This window comes from Bacillus sp. MYb56 (assembly GCF_002976445.1).
GTDB lineage: Bacteria > Bacillota > Bacilli > Bacillales > Bacillaceae_G > Bacillus_A > Bacillus_A mycoides.
In genome coordinates, this window is record NZ_PCOH01000004.1 from 95,827 (window position 1) to 117,312 (window position 21,486).

The window sequence follows — 21,486 nt, forward strand, 5'->3', positions numbered from 1 at the left end:
GCTAGTTTTTATACTTTTTTTGAAATAAGCACATTCGTGAAGCGGGAAGACATTTATCTTCCCTTGTGTTTTTTATTTGCAGCTAATTCTTTTGCTAGATGCTTTTTTTATGCCAAATAAAGATAAAAAAGGTATCCTCAAATACTTTGAGGATACCTTTTCACTTTTATTATCTTTGCTGTTTTCTACCTAATACGAGTAATCCAAAACTCATCATTACAAGAAGTGCTCCCATATATGGTTCCACAGGCATTTTCTGCCCTGTCTTCGGTAATTCTTTTTCAGGTTTCTCTGGATTCGTTGTTCCAGGCTTCTCTGGGTTCATTGTTCCAGGCTTCTCTGGGTTCGTTGTTCCAGGCTTCTCTGGATTCGTTGTTCCAGGTTTCTCTGGATCTGTTGTTCCAGGCTTCTCTGGATCTGTTGTTTCCGGTTTTTCTGGATCTGTTGTTCCAGGCTTCTCTGGATCTGGTTTTTCCGGTTTTTCTGGATCTGGTTTTTCCGGTTTTTCTGGATTTGGTTTTTCCGGTTTCTCTGGATCTGGTTTTTCTGGACCTGGTGGTGCTAAATGACTCAATTCGTTTAATACTTCTAATTGAACTGAATTTATCATTCCTTTTGTGATTTCAAATGGAATTGGATTAGTTAATTTTTCATATCCTTTTGGTGCTTCTACTTCTACAAGTGTGTAGTTACCTACAGATAGATCTGAGACTTTTGCTTTTCCTTCTTTATCTGTTGTTACTCTCGCTACTACTTTACCTTTTTCATCATGAACTTCAAACACAGCTCCTGATAATATATTCTTGCTTTCAGCAGCCATTTTTGTAATTTCCACTGAACCTTTGTCTAACTGCTCATTCTCTACTTTCAATGATAAGACTTCCGTCATACCTTTTTTGATTTCAAATGATACTGGTTCTGTTAACTTCTTGTAACCTGGTAAGCCTGCTTTTTCTACTAATTTGTACTTTCCTACAGATAAATCTGAAATTGTCGCTTTTCCTTCTTTATCTGTCGTTACTTCTGTTACTACTTTTCCTTGCTCATCTTGAACTTTAAAGACTACGCCTGCTAATACTTTTTGGCTGTCTTTATCTACTTTTGTAATTTCTACTGAGCCTTTATCTAACTGCTCATTTTCTACTTTCAGTGATAGGACTGTCGTCATACCTTTTGTAATTTCGAATGATACTGGTTCTGTTAATTTTTTGTATCCTGGTAAGCCTGCTTTTTCTACTAATTTGTACTTGCCTACAGATAAGTCTGAGATTTTTGCTTTTCCTTCTTTATCTGTCGTTACTTCTGTTACTACTTTTCCTTGCTCATTTTGTACTTCGAAGACTACGCCTTCTAATACTTTTTGACTGTCTTTATCTACTTTTGTAATTTCTACTGAACCTTTATCTAACTTTTCGTTCTCTACTTTCAATGATAGGACTTCTGTCATACCTTTTTTAATTTCGAACGATACTGGTTTCGTTAGTTTTTTGTATCCTGGTAAGCTTTCTACCTCTACTAGCTTATATTTCCCTACTGATAAATCTGAAATTGTTGCTTTTCCATCTTTATCTGTTGTTACTTTTGTTACTACTTTATCTTTTTCATCTTGCACTTCGAAGGTTACGCCCGCTAATACTGCGCCACTTTCTTTATCCACTTTTGTAATTTCTACTGAACCTTTATCTAACAGTTCGTTCTCTACTTTCAATGATAAAACTTTCGTCATACCTTTTTTAATTTCGAACGATACTGGCTCTGTTAGTTTTTTGTATCCCGGTAAACCTGCTTTTTCTACTAATTTGTACTTGCCTACAGATAGGTCTGAGACGTTTGCTTTTCCATCTTTATCTGTCGTTACTTCTGTTACTACTTTGCCTGCTTCATCTTGTACTTCAAAGACTACGCCCGCTAATGCTTTTTGGCCTTCTTTATCTACTTTTGTAATTTCTACATTACCCTTTTCTAACATTTCGTTTTCTACTGTTAAAGCAAGAGATTTTGTCATACCTTTTTCAATTTGGAAAGTAATAGGATCTACTAATTGCTTATATCCTTTTGGTGCTTTTACTTCTACCAACTTGTATGTTCCAACTGATAAATTAGTAACCTGTGCGTGCCCTTTTTTATCTGTCGTTATTTTAGCGACTACTTGTCCTGCTTCGTCTTGAATCTCAAATACGGCATCAGCTAAAGCATCTTTATTTTCTTTGTCTACTTTTGTAATTTCTACATTTCCTGTATCCACTAATTCATTTTCGACAGTTAATTGTAATGCTGTAACTCTACCTTTTTCAATTTCGAATGAAATTGGTTTTTCTAGTGGTTTGTATCCGGCTGGTGTTTCTACCTCCACCAACTCATACTTTCCAATAGATAAATCTGAAGCATTGGCTTTTCCATCTTTATCCGTTGTTACTTTAGTAACTACTTTCCCTTTTGAATCACGTACTTCAAACACAACACCTTCTAATGGTGCTTTACTATCTTTGTCTATCTTTGTGATTTCTACATTCCCTGTATCTACCATTTCATTTTCTACAGTAAATGTTAAAGACTTCGTCATACCTTTTTTAATTTCAAATGACACTGGCTTTTCCAACTTTTTATAACCAGGTAAACTTTCTACCTCTACTAATTCATACTTTCCTACAGGTAAATCTGAAACATTTGCTTTTCCATCTTTATCTGTCGTTACTTTTTTCACCTCATTGCCCTTTTCATCTTGGACAACAAACGCTACTCCCGCTAACGGTGCCTTATTATCTTTATCTATCTTTGTTATCTCTACATTTCCCGTATCTACCATTTCATTTTCTATTTTTAATGATAGTACCTCGATCATGCCTTTTTTGATTTCAAATGATACTGGCTCTGTTAGTTTCTTATAGCCTGGTAAACTTTCTACTTCTACTAGTTTGTACTTTCCTACTGATAGGTCTGCAATTTTTGCTTTTCCACTTTTATCTGTTGTTAATTTCTTTATTACTTTTCCAGCTTCATCTTGCACTTCGAAGACTACACCTTCTAATGCTTTTTGGCTGTCTTTATCTACTTTTATAATTTCTACTGAGCCTTTATCTAACTGCTCATTTTCTACTTTCAGTGATAAGACTTCTGTCATACCTTTTTTAATTTCGAATGATACTGGCTCTGTTAATTTTTTGTAACCTGGTAAGCTTTCCGTCTCTACTAATTTGTATTTTCCTACTGATAAGTCTGAGACATTCGCTTTTCCATCTTTATCTGTCGTTACTTTTTTTACCACTTTTCCTTTTTCATCTTGCACTTCGAAGACTACGCCTTCTAATACTTTTTGGCTGTCTTTATCTACTTTTGTAATTTCTAATGAGCCTTTGTCTAACTGCTCATTTTCTACTTTCAATGATAAAACTTCTGTCATACCTTTTTTAATTTCAAATGATACTGATTCTGTTAGTTTCTTGTAACCTGGTAAGCTTTTCGTCTCTACTAATTTGTACTTTCCTACTGATAGATCTGAAACGTTTGCTTTTCCATCTTTATCTGTTACTACTTTTCTTACCACTTTATCTTTCTCATCTTGGACTTCAAATTCGACACCCGCTAATACTGCGCCGCTTTCTTTGTCCACTTTTGTAATTTCTACATTACCTTTGTCTACCATTGCATTTTCTACTGTTATTGGGAATATGCCGTCCCCTGTTACATTTACTTCGAACTCTTTTTCTTTTAATTGGTATCCTTCGGGCGCTTTCGTTTCTTTTAAAATATATTTTCCTGGTGCTAACGGTTTAGAAATTGCCTTACCGTCTTTATCTGTAATAATATGTTCAACTACTACACCGTCTTTTACTACATCAAACTCTGCATTTGCTAACGCTTTACCACCATTTTCCGAATCAATTTTCTTTAATTCAATTTGACCCTTTTGCATGGTATTTTTAATTTCAATTGTTTTTGTTTCTCCAGCTTGAAGTGTAACCTCTACCGGACTTGTTAATTTTTGATATCCTTCAGGTGCTACTTTTTCATAAATTTTATACGTTCCAGGTGCTAAAGTTTGAGGGGCTGAAAAACCTTTTTCGCCTGTTTTCAGTACTGCAACAACCTTATCCTCACTATTTCGAACTTCAAATTCGGCACCTGTTAACTCTTTATTCGGATCCTCAGCATCTATTTTATGAATAGCTACTGTACCTTCTTTTGGAGGTTCCGGCGGCGTAACCGTTACTTCATTCGATGTTAATTTCTTATCATCATAATGTAATTCTGCTTTATTAGGAATCTTCTTATCTACGTAAGAAGATAAGTCTGCATCAGCTTTAATTTTCGCCTTAATATTCAAGTTAATTATCTGGTCTTCATATGACTTATAGTCAAAGCTCTCACCGAACGTAATTGTTACTTTACTTGTTTGTTTATCTATCGTTAGCTTTCCTTTAGACGTAATATCTTGACCACTTTGATCAAGTACTTTCGCATCTATAACGTCTAATACATCTTCTAAATCATCACTAATTACCATTGATGTATAATTAGGCGGATCTTGTGGTATATGCGTACCAACTTGATATTGAATAGTTTGATCCATTTGTGTTAACTGCTGATTCTCTACAAGCTTACCATTCTCATCAACTATATTTTTTTCAATGCTAGGTGGATTATTGTCACCTGAACCGGTTCCTCCCCCACCACTTACAAATACTTGTCCTACTTTTTCTTCAGTTTCAATATTTTGGCCTTCTAATTTCACTGTATTTTTATGAGGCTTTGCAGCAGGATTTGTAATTTTTGTTTTATATCTTAAAATATAACCTTTTGAGCTGTCTGGAAATTCAATTGTAAATCCAGTCTTCGTTGTATTGATTTTAATTTTAGATAAATCTGCTGGCTTAATATTTGTTGCTGCATAGCCATCTTCAAATACAGCCTCTTCTAATACTACGCTGTCTGTAATTAACTCATGCCCAGGTCCTAATGTGTCTGTTAATTTAAGATCTTGCATTTCTGTTCCAGTTGCATTTACATATACCGTCCAGTCTGCAATTGAAGGATCTTCCTGATTATAAGAACCCCATTTCAATAGATTATCTGTATTTGGCTGTGGCTTCGGTCTCTCTGTCGTATTATTTACACTTACTTCTTTATTTACGATTTGACCATCAACGTTAAATTCTAATGGGATTTTTTGAACACCATCATATGCTTCTAGAGCAAAATAGAATTCTACGAATAAAGAACCTTTAATGTTATTCTTTCCTTCTACATAATCACCCATAGTACACGTCAATAGACCCTTTTTCATCTCACATGTACCAACTGTTTTTCCTTCAGCATCTTTTAAAGGAAAACTCATATTCATAAGATCTTTTCGAAATTCTTTTGGCATATCAATTGTGAATTGATCTCCACTTTTTATCTGTTCTTTAGCTGACCACTTCACTTCCACTTTCATACCATCTGAAGCCTGATATGGTTCAGATATCGTGCCATCAGTACGGGATATGCTAATATCATCCACTGGACTTTTCATCACAGCAGCTTGAATAACTGGAGCCCACACATTCAGCACTGAAAATGATACTAGAAAAACTAATGAAATCATTGAAATGTGCCTTTTAGTACTTTTCGCTTGCATATTCTCCTCCTTGAATATTATATTTATATAATAAAAAAGATCGTCCGATTGCATCAAAAAGTGCAACCAGACGATCTTAGTAACCAATATATATTACCGTAGACTCTAAGCTTTGCGGCCTATCCTTTCGAATAGTGTGCTAAAAATATGTTTTATTCTTTTTTTGTTTCATTTTCCACTTGTACCAAATATTACTATACCGTCTGGACGGTTATAATTCAACACCTATACAATTGTTCTATTATTCTAATAAAAAAATAATTCCCCGCCGGATTAAATACACCAATGGGGAATTTTTTTATTCTATAGTTTATATATTCTATTTATAGGAAGCGTTAATAAGGGCTTGAATCACTTTTTCTCTTAATTCAGGGCTTAGTCTTCCGATCCCTAAATATTCCGAATACCATAATCCATCAGCTGCTAATCTAATAATTGTGGCACAAACAGAATCCATTCCATCATTTTCTATTTTAGTTTGCAATTGCTGAAATGCTTGTTGTAATGGCTCAAGTAATTCAGGTTTTAGCATTAATGCTGCCATCATACTACTACACAACTCTTCTGTTCTTTTCTCATTACTTAATCTTTCCTCTACAAAAGAACGAACCCACCTTCCTTTCTTCTCTGTGCCTTCCGTTACCTTATTATGAATAGCACCATGATACTCCTCTGTCCCTTTAAGTATCATGCCTTCTATTAAAGCTTCTTTATTTGAAAAGTGATACAATAACCCACCTTTACTTACACCTGCCTCTTTTGCTACTGCTTCTAAAGTTAACTTAGCTACTCCTTTAAATTGAACAATTTGAGAAGCGGCGGCTAAAATTTTTTGCCGTGTTATGCTCGTGTTCATTCCTTTTTAAACCCTCATTTCTACTAATTCTATCTAAATACGTATTTTATTTTTAATATTGTTGAATACTACTAGATATTTTGTATTCAATATAGGCTTCATTACATTTGAATTGTTAGTTGCTTCTTCTATTAAAAATTTCCATATCATCCAATATGATAACATTAAATACACTCCGTAGACTATACATCTATACATTTATAAAAATTCCTAATATTACCATAAATGTGAAATACAATTTTAACGAGTCGATTTCCTATCCTTTAGTTTTCAAGCATTTTTCGACGCTGGTCTTCCTACCACCCTATCAGCTTTATTGTTTTATTTTATAAGACGGTGCCAATTCTTTAATCACTAAATAAAAAATGTTATTACTTCTCTTTCTATAAGTAATAACATTTTCTACCTATAAACCACTTAACAAATTTCTCTCCAACTAGCATCCTTCACATCTTCACTAGTCGGCTTTCTAACTGATCCAACGAAACATTCCTCGCAAGCACCAAACGCAATGAAATTTCTCTGCGCTTGTCTTAACGAGGGCTCATTTGCTCCGCCTTCAAAGTCATGATCGTTAAACTGAACAGGATCATCTTCCCAATAACATATGTTACAGATTTCATATGTACCTGGTGGTTCTTCTTCTATTGTTCTATACCCGCAGCATGGACAAGTATATTTCATTCTGTCACTCCATTATTAACTTGTTTTTTCTCCCATATATTCCGGCCCACAAAGAATGTCACAGCGCAAATCATAGTTATTCCCATGAAAAAAATATTAGAATCTTCATATGTAGTTGGAATCCCAACCGTTACTGAAACAATACTACAAGCTAAAAGTAAATATAATAATAAAGATATAATATAGCTTAGTTTAAATCGTAAAATGATACCTCTAAACAATAGCTCACCAAGAAGACAGCCACCTAAAATGATAGGTACTCCAAAATACAATGTAAGGACTCCCATTTGCGCAGTAGATTGAATTATCTTTCCAATTATGTTCGGCGAAGTCATCTCATCATTTTTTCCCATCCTATCATATAAATCAAGTGCCGTTGCTGAAATAAAGAAACTTAATATAGAAAATGAATACGGAATTAAAAATTTGCTCAATCTCATTCACCTCACTTTTTTCCTTCTATATATATATTATTCACTATTTCCTATCATTTTTACATAAAAAAATAACCCTCTATGATAAAACATAGAGGGAATAATTTCTATATAAAAACCTATACCTTATCCTGAAGTGAACCCCAAAAACAGAACACATATCAAAACACCTAAACCGTCTGTTCCCTATATTCTTTAGGGACAAGTGGTTTAGGTGGTTTATTAGAAGGTAGTACCTTCTTTTTTATAATATTCTTTTGAAATCTCTTCATAAAATGCTGCCGATGTCGCGTAGAAATAAGGTGCAGACCATAAGAAACCGATTCCTAAAGTAAGAATACTTAAAATGAACCAGCCAAGGAAACTTAAGCATAGTAAAAAGTAATCCATTTTATGTCCATTCATCATATGGCGACTTTCGGTAATTGCTTGATTCGCTGTGTATTCTGGACGATCATTCAAAATAAAATACGTCATAGAATAAGAAAATGATTTAATAATACCCGGAATAATAAGAAGTAATGTCCATAGCATCAAGTATACATACATTAGTAAATATGTTAAAAACGACTTCATAAGCTTACTTCCATCGCTAAACCATCTAAATAAATCACCAATGCGAGCACTAGTCTCACGGATTACATTTAAAACAAGATAGTAGGCGCCTATTGTTAACGGACCGATAACAAGCATTGCAATAATACTTACTGTAAGCGAATCACTTGCTTCTTCCCAACCCCAAAACGTCGAGAAAACACCTGTAATTAGAAGTTCAACAGCTACAATAAGGATTCCAAGTAATAAGGTTGCCCCTACCGCTAATCCCCATTTTCCTTTTAATGCATCAAGTGCTTCTCTTTTCAACTGACTTATCATATATAACCTCCTAATATTATTTCTATATTAGTATACCATTTATATCAAAAATTTCACGAATTTCCCTGAAATAGAAAGGTACTACCTTTTTTTCTGATACGTATTGAGAAATGCGAGCTGTATTTGCACCCATATATGAATCAAACTACTCATTTCTCCATAACAAAAAAGCCTGCCTTTCATACTAGGCAAGCCTTTTCAAATTAATTCTCACTTATTCTCTTCTTATACCAATCCTGCATTCTCTCCGCATCTTCTACTCTCGTATGCTCTAGTTTATAATTCGATGATGCACTAGAAAATGTATACGTACATAAATCCGCTCGGCGCTGGAAATATGATTGTGTTTTTTCAATTGATTGGACGTGTCTTCTTCTTACAAGTCCTGTATGTTTCCCAATACTACGATGTATAATCGTAATTTGTTCTCCATTTACACCGTAACCATTTGTTTTAAATGTTGCGTATCCAAGTGTAAAGATGAGGATAGCTAGCGGTAACAACGCCCACATGATGAAATACTTTTCAAAGTATATGCTTATCCCAGTAAGCGGGACTGCTAGCATTGCGAAGAAAATGAAACTATCAATTAAATAACGGCGCAAGGCTGCTTTTGGTAATGCAGTAATATTTGTATTCAGTTCATATGGCAATTGTAAATGAGCGAGTAACTCTTGCACACGATCTTTTCGAATAATCGGATGCAGCGTAACTTTGTCTTTCTCTTCTCCCAATCCCTTACTTTGAATGACTTCGACTTGCACAGCACAATAACCGAACATCTGACGGAAAATACCTTCTTTTATCGTAATCCCTTGAATGCGGTGTAACTTTAGTACTAGTTCTTTCCTTTCAAGTAATCCTTGAGAAATACGCACTTCATCGTTTTTTCGATTTACTGTGAAATTACCATGTTTTAACGCGTAACCAATTGTAGATATAATCCACGAAAGGACGAGTAAAATAGCTACCATGTAAATCCAGCCGTATATATCATGATCCATTACATACGACTCTACGCTATTTTTTATCCATTTCGGAATGTACTCATCTACTTGGTGATACACGAAAAAGATTAATGAGAATAATAGTCCAAACTGACCAGATGTAACGGATGCTAATAAAATTTCTTTCAAAGTTAATTTGTACTCTGTCGCTTGCTTTTCCTCTGTCATAACTTCTTTTTCTACTACTTCTTCTGATGTTTCTTCTGCTTTCACTTCTGGAGTTGGCTCATTTAGTAAGGAAATAAGCTCCTTCGCCTCGTCTTCCGTAATACCAGCTAAGCTAACTTCTGCATCATCGCCTCCGCCAGCTGTTTCGATTTGAATTTTCTTTAAACCGAGCATTTGATATAACACGTTAGAACTCGTATTAATCGTTTGGACACGTTCTTTATTTAAGTAACTCTCCTTCTTCACAAAGAGCCCTTGTTTCACATGTAATACGTTATTTTCAACCCAGTATGTTGTGTAATACCATTTCTCAAACGCTGAAAAAACGGTGAGTAAACCGAATCCAGCGGGAATTAAATACCAAAATGGAAACTTTCCATTTAAACTAAACATGAAAATAAGTAATGGTATAAAGTCTGTTATTTTTAATTCTAATAACATCGTAATGGGATGCTGCCTCTTATACATCCTCATCACTCACTTTCGCTAATTCTGCGATTCTCGTTTTTAACATTTCTGCTTCATACATCGTTAAGCCTGGAATGCTGTGAGAAGTTGCTGCCGTTGCAATATGTAATTCTGCTAATCCATGTTTTCTCATAATTGGCCCTTGTTCAATTGTCACGTGCTGTACACGAATCATCGGTACTAATACGCGCTTTACTACGAAAAGACCGTGCTGAATTTCAAGCTCTTCTTCATTTAATTGATAGCTATAATAACGCTGACGTAGTTTCGGGAATACAAAGTACGAAAATGGTGCTAGCGCAACTGTTAACCCAACCATCACATACAAAATCCACGCCCACCAATCAAACTTTATCATAAGGAACAGGTAAGCTAAAATGACGAGAATACCGATCCCATCTTCAATTACAGCACGAACTTTCCACACCTTGACCATGTCAGGATGAATTTCATTTTTCAATGGATCCATGTAACCACTCCAAATCTATTAATCTAATATATGAATTGTCTCAATCTATATTTTACATAACTTTACATAAAATTGAAAATTTATTATTTATCCTCTTTTTTCTCAGGAATAAAATACCCGAACCAAAGCAGCCAAACTAAACTAATTAACGCGAACCAACCTTTATCCGCTTGAAAAGCTTCAATCATACCTGGGATTTTATAAATTCCAATTAACCCCAGAAAACCGAGCCACCAGTTTTTCTGCATTTTCATTTTTATTCCCCCTCCGTCATTACGTTTTTCACATTTCGAATCCAAATTTCTTTATACTTTAAATCGAATCCTATTAATATGTAATTACTCATATTATCAATAACGAGCGCTAACGTATGCGCGTTTTCTTCAGTTGCATGTTGTGACACAACACCAAGTTCCACACCTTTCTTTAATAAATCGTGGAATCCATTTAAAAACTCTTCTTGTATTTCAAATAAGCGTTTCTGATACTTTTCATTTCGCGTCGCAGTTACGATGAATTCATTTATAATGCGTAATATACCTTCTTGACCTCTATACTCCGACAACATATGTAAACCATCTGCAATTAATTTTTCTTCAAAATTTTCTTTCGTATATTGTTCTTTAACGAAGTAACCCTCGAATTGATATTCAGAAAAAATCTCTTCAAATAAAAAATCAACTAGCGCTTCTTTAGACGGAAAATGATAATAAATAGCTGGCTTTGATATGCCAACTTCTTTTGCAATCATTGAAAGACTCATCTTCTCAATACCGTGCTCTGCCATTAGTTTAAATGATGCCTCTACAATGTTCTTCGATGTTTGTAAATTCTTTGTCATACTGTACCTCACTTATTTTTACTTACCGGTCGGTAAGTAAATTGTAAAATGAAAATGAATGATTTGCAAGTTTTCTTTATTAAAACTACTATATGGTACTTTCTTGATCAACATTATGGATCCGAGCCATATTCCTCAATAATTACTACAGTAATCTTTAATCCATTTAAACCACAAAAAGCACCTTTATGAGTGCTTCTTGTAATCTAATATTTAGGACCCATGTAATCATAACTTTGGTCCAGCGCTTTTAGTAAATCAATCGCACCCTTTAACTCTCGTTTATCAGACTCTAATTCTTCCATTCTTCTTTCAATATCTTTTTTAAAAGATTCTAAATCGCTAATGGCTTTTTTCCCTACTCCAAGTTGAGACCAGCTTGATAAGAGTAAATCATGTACAGTACTTACAACTCTTTTATTATGGTTTAAGTCTTGAATCATATGGTCAAATTGTTGTAAAGCTTGGCTCAATGCTTCTTCATTTAAGTAAATTCTCGGCATCCTAATCTTCTCCCTTAATATTGTTGATCCGTCTTCTTATAATCATCGGCTTTCTTCTCAATAAAATCTGAAATTTCCGTTGCTGTTCGTATGTACCAAAAACTTAAATGCTCTACATGTCCACGTATATTATTTACTTTAGCTTCTACCCGTCTACTTTCAGCCGTTTCTAATAATGTCATCATATTAGAAATTAACCTCGGTACTCTATCTTGAAATTCTTGCGCGTTTCGCTTCATATCTCTTACGGCCTTTTCCAAATTCTCTACAACCACACGAATCTCTCCCCCGCCTAATAACGCGCCCGGTGAATCATAAACTCTTTCATTCGTGTCTACATTTAACAAGTATTCATTTGATAAAGATCCATTCTCTCCAAAACGGAAGTTCCGATCTGTTTGATAATGATAACCAGGGCCACTTATCGAATTCAAAAATCGAACAACATCCATCCCGAGCTTTTGCTGTAATGGTAACTTTGACATTGCTTCTTTCGAAATTGGTGGTGTTACCGCATAAGTAGATCCTATATGACTTTCATATGAGCCAAACGGCCCATAACCAATCGAATCATTTCCGTGAACAACACTTACAATTCTATTATTAAACTCACCATCATTTGCTCTTTCTTGTAAATCAGACGGTAACAAATGTTTTGCACTCGGCGCATTCCATGACATACATCTTACATTGTCATTAGATGCCGCTGCATATTCCGCTAAAGCTCCCCCCTAACGAATGACCCGTCGTATATATCTCCACATCATCCCTGTCTTTGTATGTATCCGTTACTTGTTTCATGACCCTTTCAGCTTGTTCGAATTGATTGTGTGTTTCCCAGCGCTGATTCTCTTCATTCCAATATTTCTTTGAACCTTCATTCTCAGTCCCTGCTACAGGAGGTGCTGCTGGTTCATGAACACCTTCTCGTAATACAAAATGATTAGTATCCGTTTTTAAATCCTTCATGCCTTCCCCTGGCTTCATCGGAATGCCTAAAGAGTTTTTCTCTATAATTTTGTCCCCTTCTGTACCTCGGAAAGCTACCATAACTTGCTTTTTCCCATCGACATCTCGTTCAAAGACTACTGCGTCCATTCCGGTTTGTTTGTCGTGGAATGTTTCATTTACGCCCCACTCTTGCATTACATTATTGCTACTATCTTTAATATAAACTCTATCTTTAAGTTTCTTATCATTATAATATGCCATATTAGATAATTGATAATATGTACTATCTAAAACTTGATTATTTCCAGTCATCTTTTCTCCTCCTATAAAAAAAGTATTATAATAATTAAGATAACATTTTTTGGAAGGTAATTATGGCAAATAAAAACAAAAAAATTAGTTTTTATTTAGTTTTAATTCTTATTCTTACTATATTAGGAGGGTGTACTGTGAAACAAGAACAAGACGAACAACAAATAATTGAAAAGGCCAAAGAAGAAACCATTCAATATTTCAAAAAAACAGAGGGCTTAGATGTATCAATTACTGATCATGAATTTGGACCAAAAGACTTTCAAACTATCTCTATATCAGGCTATGTGACTAATGATAAAACTAAAGAATTTACTGCTTCAGTTGAATACGCAAATAATTATCATATCGGCGCTATTTCAACCACCAAAAATTTAGAGCTTAAAAACTAATAATCCAGGCACTTTAGAGTGCCTTTTCTTTATACTTCACCACACAATGTTCAGTGAATATAAAATTTATTGAAGAGGAATATAACGCAACATTCATGGAGTGATTATTCGTGAAAAAATATGCTATAAGATTATTCTTTACTTTCACACTTATCCTTTTAGGAGGATGTACGATAGATCAAAAAAATACTGAACAACAAATAGTTGAAAAGGCACAAGAAAGAACAATCCAATACTTCAAAGAAAAACAAGACTTAGATGTAGTAATCACTGATTATAGATTTGGTCCAAGTGATTTACAAGGTATCTTTATCTCCGGCTATATAAAAAATGATGAAAGCAAAACATTTAATATTACAATAGAATACGGTGGAGATGAATATACAATAGGTTCAATCTCTACAAGTGAAAATTTACATTTAAAATAATAAAGGAAAAGGCACTCTTTTAAAGTGCCTTTTCTTTATACCCCACCACAATGTTCAGTGGGTATAAAATTTAGGAAAAAGAAATATAACGCAATATTAATGGAGTGATTCTACGTGAAAAAATTTGGTATAAGATTATTCTTTATTTTTACACTTATACTTTTAGGAGGATGTACTATAGATAAAAAAAATGATGAACAACAAATAGTTAATAAAGCAGAAAAAGTAACAATTGAATATTTCAAAGAAAAAGAGAATTTAGAAGTAACCCTTACAAGTCATAAATTTGCTCCCAATGATTTTCAAACAGTTTTTATAAATGGACATGTTAAAGATGACAAAAGTAAAACTTTCTCTGTGGATGTAGAATATGGTGGCGGAGAATATCGTATAAGCTCTATGTCTCATTCAAAAAATTTAGAACTTAAAAACTAATAACCTGGGCACGCAAAATAAAAAGCCCCGGTTATATTTAACAGCCAGCGCTTTCTATTTTCAGTACTCTTATAATGTTTCATTTATATTTCCAACTCGTATGCGCGGGCGCTCTGTCGCACACGTAAATCATTATTGATCATCCACAATAATATACGCTGTTCTAATTGGCCCGTGTACACCTACGACAAGGTTCATTTCAATATCTGCGCTATTTGACGGACCAGAAACGAAGTTCACACAAGCTGGCAGGTTTTCTCCCGCTTTACTTTGATCATGAATCAGTTTTGTAGCTTGGGTTAACCTTGGTACGATCGTACTTTTAGGAACGATTGCAATATATGACTCTGGAAGCAAACTAACATGCCTTCCTTTTAACCCGTCATTAAAAAGCACAACGGTTCCCGATTCTGCCAGGGTCATATCGCTGAACGTAATACCAAGGTCAGCAGCTTTCGCAAATTTTATGTCCTCTTCTTTATGTTCTAATCCCCATGTACGAAAATGTGTTGTACCTTTATTGCTGAAACATGGCGTAAGACCATACTCATTAAAGCGCTCATCATTCGAACATATAACAGATTTGATATTCCATTCTTTTATAAAAGACCCCAATGTTTCAACAAGATTTTCCTTTGTTGTTCGCTTTACTTCTGTATGAATCACTTCGCAGTGCTCTATTAACTTTAATACAAGTTCGTCTTGCGCCAGTCCGTCAAAAACAGTCCACTGCGGGGAAAAAGACCAGTTCGGTTTTTTCACTGCTTCTGGACGTTTCCTACCAAGCTTTTCTGATAACTGGAGTAAAAATTCCTCACGATTTTGGATGGCCATCATCGTTCTCCTTTTCGTGTTTTTCAAACCACTCTCGAAACGGTTGTTTTTTCGGAACTGGAAAATCTCTCGCATCCGTCCAAGCTTTTAACGGCCCAATTCCACGCTCGATCTTATCCCCTTTTGCAAGAGGTTTTAATGCATACGGAGCGCTCTTCGCTGCAAAAGAAAATAGTCTAGGACTCTTCACCGCTTTTTCAAAACCTTTCATAGCCACGTTCCAAGCTACAGGTGATCGTTTTTCTTCTACAATGCGGCTGCGATGTTTAATTAATAAGTCATGTAACGGGATTTTCACTGGACACGCTTCTGTACAAGCACCACAAAGGCTAGATGCGTAAGGTAAATCCTTATATTCATCATATCCCCCTAAAAGCGGTGTCAACACAGCTCCAATTGGTCCTGGATAAATAGAGCCATATGCATGTCCACCAATATGCCTGTATACAGGACACACATTAATACATGCCGCGCAACGAATGCACTGAAGAACACTTTGGAATTCTGTTCCTACAATATCGGAACGACCATTATCAACAATAACTAAATGAAATTCCTCAGGTCCATCTTCCCCGCCAGGCTCAGTTAACCCTGTAATATAACTTGTTAACTTTTGTCCTACAGAACTTCGGCATAGAAGTGTTACTAAAACATCAAGCTCTTCCCATGTCGGAACAATACGCTCCATCCCCATAACTGTAATCAACGTTTTTGGAAGTGTCGTAGTAAGTCTTGCATTTCCTTCGTTTGCTACGATAGAAATTGATCCCGACTCTGCAACAGCAAAGTTACATCCAGTCACCCCTATATCCGCTGCAAAAAAATCATCACGTAAATACGATCTTACAAACCTCGCCATTTCCGTAGGATCAGATGTTCCAGTGTAATTTAACTTTGTTTTAAATATTTCACAAATGTGCTCTTTATCTTTGTGAAGACACGGAACAACAATATGTGATGGAGGATCGTGGTCGTTCACTTGTAGAATAAATTCAGCAAGATCTGTTTCTAACACTTCCGCTCCAGCTTCTTCAATCGCTTCATTTAAACTAATCTCTTCCGTTACCATCGATTTTGATTTCACAATTTTTTTCGCGTTTTTCTTTTTTACAATCTCTTTTACATATTCCCTTGCGTCTTCTGCAGTCTTTGCGAAATAAACGAAACCACCGTTTTTCTCAATATTTTCACTCAGCTCATATAAATAATAATCAAGGTTTTCTAATGTATGCTTTCGAATTTCTTCTCCTAAAGCTCGCCATTCTTCCCAGTTCCCAAGACTCTCAGTAGCTTTTAATTTCTTGACTCTCAGACCATCTTGCGCTTTCCTGACAGCCTGTCGCATAAATTGATCCCCAATACCTGTTGCAGTACGCTTATGAAAGGGATCGTTCCCAATTTTCATTCCCATCTCTATATCCCCCCTTGTTTTCGATCTTCATTTAATACTTGAGCAATATGTTTTACATCAATTGGATAACCATTACGTGTTAAACGTCCTTTTATATTCATTAAGCAGCTACAATCCATCCCGATTAACAATTCCGCACCGGTTTCCATAATATGCTTTACTTTTTCTTCAACCATTTGCTCAGAGATTTCTGGCATTTTCACCGAGAATGTCCCTCCAAATCCGCAACAATCATAATTATGCGGCAATGAAACAACTTCCAGTCCCTTTACACACTTTAATAGTTTTTGCGGTGGTTCCTTAATCCCCATTAATCGGCTCATATGACAAGATGTATGAACCGTTGCTTTTTTATGAAGCTCCGCACCTAAATCTTCTTTCCCTAACACTTCAACTAGAAATTGTGTGAATTCATATGTTTTATTTCCAAGTTCAGTAGCTTTTTTCTTCCAATCCGCTTCACTTTCAGAAAATAAGCTAGAAAACTCGTGAACCATCATAGCGCAAGACCCCGATGGTGCCACAACATATTCTGAACTAGCAAAGGCTTCAATCATATGTTTTGCAGCTGTTTTTGTTTCTTTCACATACCCGCTATTATAAGCAGGTTGTCCGCAGCAAGTTTGAGTTTTTGGAAAATCAACTTCACACCCTAAATCTTCAAGAATTTCCACAACATCTTTCCCTACTTCTGGATAAAAAACATCTGCAACACAAGTAATAAATATTGATACTTTCATATTTTGCACCCCTAAATACAGTAAAGTAAGCTCAAGTAACTTTATTTGTATATTATTGGTAAAAAAATTAAAAATATGAATAAAAATATAAAAAAAGTGATTGAGAACTATCTCAATCACTAAATGCCAAAGTCGGAACAAGCAACGCTCTTGCTTCTGCAAGTGTGTCAACGAGCGAACTTTCATACCGTCTCTTCTTTGAGATGTGTATGAGCTAATCCTGAAATATCGTATATTGATATACCTTGGTGTGAAGAAGGGATATGTGTCAGGACGTGGAATATGGAAGTATCTATGCGATGAAGGGAGTTTTGCATCTTGAAGAAACAAATCGGCATGATTGTATCTGCATTCACTTGTGTATCCATCTTTTTAAGCGGTTGTGGAACAACAAAAACCAACGAAACCCCGAAAACAGAAACAGCACAAACGACAAAGGATGTAAGGGAATTGGTTTGGAGCTCGTTATCGCAAGCAGCGAAAGATGGAGTAGATGGTAGTTGGAAAGATGCAAAAGTCAGCAAGGTAATAGCGGATACAACCAAATATCAACTCGATGATGCGTCATTCAAAGGAAAAGAAGTAACACTCGTTACCTTTCCGGCTAAACAGCGAGAGTTGTTAGGCGATATAAATAAACTCGTGGACGAACCGTCAGGTAAGATCGTAGGGAGTTCGATGAGGAAGTAGGAACGAAAAGGGGCTTTACCCCTCTTCGTTTTTGCATCAAAAGCAACAATATCTACGAAAACAGCCAAAATAATAAAGTGAAACTTTAATCAGTGGGGGTTTTGTTCATCCCCACTGATTATTAGTTGAACCAATCGGGCTTTTACGGGCAGTTGATCCCCCACCTAACTTCTTTGCTTCCGCTGAATTTTGAGGTGGGGGTCTTACTGCCCGTTAATGCGGGATAAATAGAAAAGCCTCCTAAATTACACATTTAAGAGGCTTTCTTTTTTGATAAAACAAATTAATTTCTATTAAGCAAGCGCATACGATAACAATTCATCGTTACTTCCCCAAGCCTTTGCAACAATTGATAATTTGCGTACGCTCCGACCGGGGCACCGATAATTGGGACGAGCTGAAGCATTTTCGCTAAATCGATATAGTCTCGGTATTCTGTTTGGAACTTTTCCCAGTCCATATGATTTTCTTCTTCTGTATCCCACGTTTCAATCGCTTTCCATACTTCTTTTCGGTGATCGTCACTTGAAAAAGCAAGTTGGAAAACATGAAGAATAAAAAGGCGCTCTTCTTTTTTACTCGTATCAAATCCGTACAATGTTGCTGCATCGAATAAAAATTTTATTTTAATAGTAAGTAATAACGGGAAATCGGCAAGGCCAAGGAGAATACCACCTGCTCCTGTTCCTGCCCCTTCTGCCGCTGCGACTTTTTTGTACTCATCCATTTTTTTACGTACTTCATCGTCTCGTCTTTGCAGTGACCAGTTCGTTTCTTTTAGCTTCGGTTTTATGAAGTTTGATCCAGCACTAATTGTTTGCACCATCATCCGAATCGTTTCTGTTAGTACCTTTTGCACTTTCGCGGGCACTAGTTGTTGCACTTTCACCTGCACTTTTTTAGAGAACCGTGTCATCATAGAAGAATCTTTCATGAATGTAGCTTTCCACTGCTCCAATTCTTTTATAACCTTCTCTTCATATGTAATCATAGGTTCATTCCCTTCAGTTTAAACGCTCAATGCGTTTCGCACCGTATTGATAAACGAAACCAATACTAAATAATATGCTTACGACAAATAAAATGCCGGTCATTATGAAATCTTTCGTCGCAAGTGCAAATATAACTGTAAATACAACGCTGCCGATAATAAGAATCGCATTTAATAAAGTAAGGAAATCTCTCTTCTTCTCGTCTCCCCCTACCGGATATAAATCAAGCCAAACTTTCATACGGTGATGTTTCCAAAGGGTTAAGAGCTGGTAGCCGATTAAGTATAAGAAAACAAGGCTTACGATAAAACGTCCATATAAAAATGGGATAAAGTAAAGAATAATTCCCCCAAGAACGAGTAAACGCATATATAATCCGAAATAGTTACCCGATCTTAAAAATGTTCTCGTATATAAGTATAAATATGTACGTTTCTCACCAATCATCGAAAGAATGAAATCAAGCCATTTCCTACGTGATACTCTCTCTTTTAACGCTGGTACATCAACGAACATATTCGCAATGCGGTACAGCAGCATCATTTTTTTACCTTCTTCAGAAATTAAATACTCCCAGTTTAGCGGCTTTCCTTTCACCTTTTGATGCATAACAGCAAGGTATAGTGCCATAAGAAAGACAATTACACCGGTAAAAATGAATGAAGTACGTTCTACAAGGAAGTACACAAATAAGCCGTTTAAGATAAAGCGAATGAACCAATCTGCTTTTTGAACGCTTTGATCTGTTAAAAATGATTTTTCCCACGCTACGAATAAATTCCACGCTTTTACAATGACAAACGCGATTACAATCCATATGTAATTGGCACCTGTTTGTTTCATTTGCTGGAAATATAACGGGGCAAGCGCAGCTGCTACCATTGCGATTATGTATAACTGAATCATAAACGTAAAGAGAAATGCCTTCGTAAAGTAAGGCTTTAACTTTTCTTCAACTGGAAGCAAATACACGAGGTCTGCTTCTTTTAATAACGTTTGGATGGACCCAGCTGTTAATACGAGGCCAAGTAAGACTGCCATAACAAACGCTGTCGGAAACGAAGGTGTTAACGTTTGTAACCATTGCTGGTAATAATACGCTCCTGCGCCGATGATAAATACGAAAATAAATTTCAAATGATCATTAAATACGTATTTACTATATGTACGAACTTCTTTTAGAAAGTGCAGAAATCGTTCTTTCCATAACGCTGTGCTATTCATAATCTTCTTCCTTCGTTAACGCAATATAAATATCATCAAGCGTTGCACCAGGCATATTAAACCCGGATTGAAGTTCTGATAATGTTCCCATCGCTCTCACTTCACCTTGATGCAAAATGATGAATGAATCACAATAGCGCTCTGCTGTCGCTAAAATATGTGTACTCATTAAGATGCCCGCACCACTCTTTTTCATTTGATCCATCATTTGAAGAAGTGATTGAATCGCTAACGGATCAAGCCCAACGAAAGGTTCGTCCACAATGTAAAGAGATGGTTCAACTAAAAATGCACTCATAATCATCACTTTTTGTTTCATCCCTTTTGAGAAATGAGACGGAAACCATTTTAAGCGATTTTTCATGCGAAACTCTTGTAATAGTTGCCCTACGCGTTCTTCATATTGTTTTTCATCTACACCGTACGCCATCGCTGTTAATTTCAAATGCTCTTCTAACGTTAACTCATCATATAATACTGGCGTTTCTGGAATGAAGGAGAAACTAGAACGGTACGCTGTCATATCATCACGAATTGTTTTCCCGTTAATTGTGACAGTTCCTTTTTTCGGCTCCATTAAACCGATGATATGTTTAATTGTCGTACTTTTCCCAGCTCCATTTAAACCGATTAAGCCGACAAGTTCGCCTTTATTAACAGAGAATGAAACATTTTGCAGTACAGGTCGTTTCGTATATCCTCCTGTAACATTTTCTACACGCAATAACTCGCTCATACGACACCACTTTCTTCATTTATATTCATTCACTTTTGTAAGAAATGTATATATTCATCTTACCAAAAATCATGGTGCACTACATAGTATCGATGCCTTCAAAAAAAAATTTAAATTTCTTGGCATATATTTTTACGAAAGCGGACATCATAATTAGTGAAGAAGGAACACATTGAAAAAGCAACCACCAATTGATGAGTACAACAACATAGTGAAGTCATCATGAAATGGGGTGTCCAAGTTGGACAATGAAATTTACACATAACCAGATAATTTGTTTCATTTTCGAAACGGGGTGTCTCCGAAAGAGCATATACTGTTTTAAAAAATAAACAATTTCATTTTAAAAAAAGATTGCAATTCATTTCACTTGAAAATGGGGTGTCTACGGCAGAAACTTTAGCCGATTTACCGTGCA

At 35.6% G+C, this 21,486-nt stretch carries 20 protein-coding genes, 1 pseudogene and 1 riboswitch; of the genes and pseudogenes, 4 read left to right on the forward strand and 17 right to left on the reverse strand.

All coding sequences use genetic code 11. The features are described 5' to 3' along the window. Positions 1-169 precede the first annotated feature (169 nt). The 11 genes and pseudogenes from CQ058_RS07320 to CQ058_RS07370 form a co-directional block, all read right to left on the reverse strand. Positions 170-5,617, reverse strand: coding sequence for a SpaA isopeptide-forming pilin-related protein (locus CQ058_RS07320; RefSeq protein ID WP_002188657.1), 5,448 nt, complete (start codon positions 5,615-5,617; stop codon positions 170-172). Positions 5,618-5,675: 58 nt separating this feature from the next. Further along, positions 5,676-5,768, reverse strand: a riboswitch (cyclic di-GMP riboswitch). 168 nt (positions 5,769-5,936) lie between these two features. After that, complete coding sequence (locus tag CQ058_RS07325) at positions 5,937-6,473, reverse strand: TetR/AcrR family transcriptional regulator (RefSeq protein WP_002188656.1); 537 nt, start codon at positions 6,471-6,473, stop codon at positions 5,937-5,939. 417 nt (positions 6,474-6,890) lie between these two features. Beyond that, positions 6,891-7,157 carry a CPCC family cysteine-rich protein gene (locus CQ058_RS07330; RefSeq protein ID WP_002188651.1) on the reverse strand — a complete coding sequence of 89 codons (267 nt, stop codon included), beginning with the start codon at positions 7,155-7,157 and terminating at the stop codon, positions 6,891-6,893. Beyond that, positions 7,154-7,591 carry a hypothetical protein gene (locus CQ058_RS07335; protein ID WP_002188650.1) on the reverse strand — a complete coding sequence of 146 codons (438 nt, stop codon included), beginning with the start codon at positions 7,589-7,591 and terminating at the stop codon, positions 7,154-7,156. The genes CQ058_RS07330 and CQ058_RS07335 overlap by 4 nt, the downstream gene beginning before the upstream one ends. Before the next feature lie 222 nt (positions 7,592-7,813). Beyond that, positions 7,814-8,467, reverse strand: a complete 654-nt coding sequence (locus CQ058_RS07340) for a DUF975 family protein (protein WP_002188648.1) — start codon at positions 8,465-8,467, stop codon at positions 7,814-7,816. 203 nt (positions 8,468-8,670) lie between these two features. Beyond that, positions 8,671-10,110, reverse strand: a complete 1,440-nt coding sequence (locus CQ058_RS07345) for a PH domain-containing protein (protein ID WP_002188647.1) — start codon at positions 10,108-10,110, stop codon at positions 8,671-8,673. After that, complete coding sequence (locus CQ058_RS07350) at positions 10,103-10,579, reverse strand: PH domain-containing protein (protein WP_002188646.1); 477 nt, start codon at positions 10,577-10,579, stop codon at positions 10,103-10,105. Before CQ058_RS07350 ends, CQ058_RS07345 begins: the two co-directional genes overlap by 8 nt. Before the next feature lie 83 nt (positions 10,580-10,662). Beyond that, the gene (locus CQ058_RS31750) at positions 10,663-10,833 is read right to left on the reverse strand and encodes a hypothetical protein (RefSeq protein ID WP_002188645.1); all 171 of its coding nucleotides are present in this window, start codon (positions 10,831-10,833) and stop codon (positions 10,663-10,665) included. A gap of 2 nt (positions 10,834-10,835) precedes the next feature. Beyond that, entirely contained in the window at positions 10,836-11,420 is a 585-nt protein-coding gene (locus CQ058_RS07360; RefSeq protein WP_002188641.1) for a TetR/AcrR family transcriptional regulator, read from the reverse strand. Between the two features lie 206 nt (positions 11,421-11,626). After that, a complete protein-coding gene (locus CQ058_RS07365) occupies positions 11,627-11,923 on the reverse strand; it encodes a hypothetical protein (RefSeq protein WP_002030222.1) in 297 nt (98 codons plus the stop codon). Positions 11,924-11,937: 14 nt separating this feature from the next. Then, positions 11,938-13,186, reverse strand: a pseudogene (locus CQ058_RS07370) (lipase family protein). A 62-nt stretch (positions 13,187-13,248) separates the two neighbouring features. Here CQ058_RS07370 and CQ058_RS07375 point away from each other — a divergent pair. The 3 genes from CQ058_RS07375 (at position 13,249) to CQ058_RS07385 (ending at position 14,441) form a co-directional block, all read left to right on the forward strand. After that, a complete protein-coding gene (locus CQ058_RS07375; RefSeq protein ID WP_002188639.1) occupies positions 13,249-13,578 on the forward strand; it encodes a DUF1433 domain-containing protein in 330 nt (109 codons plus the stop codon). A 110-nt stretch (positions 13,579-13,688) separates the two neighbouring features. Then, positions 13,689-14,006 (forward strand): hypothetical protein, encoded by a 318-nt coding sequence (locus tag CQ058_RS07380; protein ID WP_002188638.1) that lies wholly within the window; start codon positions 13,689-13,691, stop codon positions 14,004-14,006. A gap of 114 nt (positions 14,007-14,120) precedes the next feature. Further along, a complete protein-coding gene (locus CQ058_RS07385; protein WP_002188637.1) occupies positions 14,121-14,441 on the forward strand; it encodes a hypothetical protein in 321 nt (106 codons plus the stop codon). Between the two features lie 132 nt (positions 14,442-14,573). On the opposite strand, the gene CQ058_RS07390 is transcribed toward CQ058_RS07385, so the two are convergent. The 3 genes from CQ058_RS07390 to CQ058_RS07400 are packed head-to-tail and all read right to left on the reverse strand — an operon-like array spanning position 14,574 to position 17,426. Further along, positions 14,574-15,275 carry a LutC/YkgG family protein gene (locus CQ058_RS07390; RefSeq protein WP_002188636.1) on the reverse strand — a complete coding sequence of 234 codons (702 nt, stop codon included), beginning with the start codon at positions 15,273-15,275 and terminating at the stop codon, positions 14,574-14,576. Further along, positions 15,256-16,686, reverse strand: a complete 1,431-nt coding sequence (locus CQ058_RS07395; RefSeq protein ID WP_002087163.1) for a LutB/LldF family L-lactate oxidation iron-sulfur protein — start codon at positions 16,684-16,686, stop codon at positions 15,256-15,258. The genes CQ058_RS07390 and CQ058_RS07395 overlap by 20 nt, the downstream gene beginning before the upstream one ends. A 2-nt stretch (positions 16,687-16,688) precedes the next feature. After that, positions 16,689-17,426, reverse strand: coding sequence for a (Fe-S)-binding protein (locus tag CQ058_RS07400; RefSeq protein WP_002166203.1), 738 nt, complete (start codon positions 17,424-17,426; stop codon positions 16,689-16,691). Positions 17,427-17,744: 318 nt separating this feature from the next. Here CQ058_RS07400 and CQ058_RS07405 point away from each other — a divergent pair, with 318 nt between their 5' ends. Continuing rightward, positions 17,745-18,116, forward strand: coding sequence for a hypothetical protein (locus CQ058_RS07405; protein ID WP_012260511.1), 372 nt, complete (start codon positions 17,745-17,747; stop codon positions 18,114-18,116). A 283-nt stretch (positions 18,117-18,399) separates the two neighbouring features. Here CQ058_RS07405 and ecsC read toward each other — a convergent pair whose 3' ends face one another. From ecsC to ecsA, 3 genes are read right to left on the reverse strand one after another with little or no spacing between them, the layout of a single operon-like run. After that, complete coding sequence (gene ecsC / locus CQ058_RS07410; protein ID WP_002030211.1) at positions 18,400-19,107, reverse strand: ecs operon protein EcsC; 708 nt, start codon at positions 19,105-19,107, stop codon at positions 18,400-18,402. Between the two features lie 13 nt (positions 19,108-19,120). Further along, entirely contained in the window at positions 19,121-20,332 is a 1,212-nt protein-coding gene (locus CQ058_RS07415; RefSeq protein ID WP_105589539.1) for an ABC transporter permease, read from the reverse strand. Further along, the gene (gene ecsA / locus CQ058_RS07420; RefSeq protein ID WP_001292616.1) at positions 20,325-21,068 is read right to left on the reverse strand and encodes an ABC transporter ATP-binding protein EcsA; all 744 of its coding nucleotides are present in this window, start codon (positions 21,066-21,068) and stop codon (positions 20,325-20,327) included. Before ecsA ends, CQ058_RS07415 begins: the two co-directional genes overlap by 8 nt. Positions 21,069-21,486: the final 418 nt, after the last annotated feature.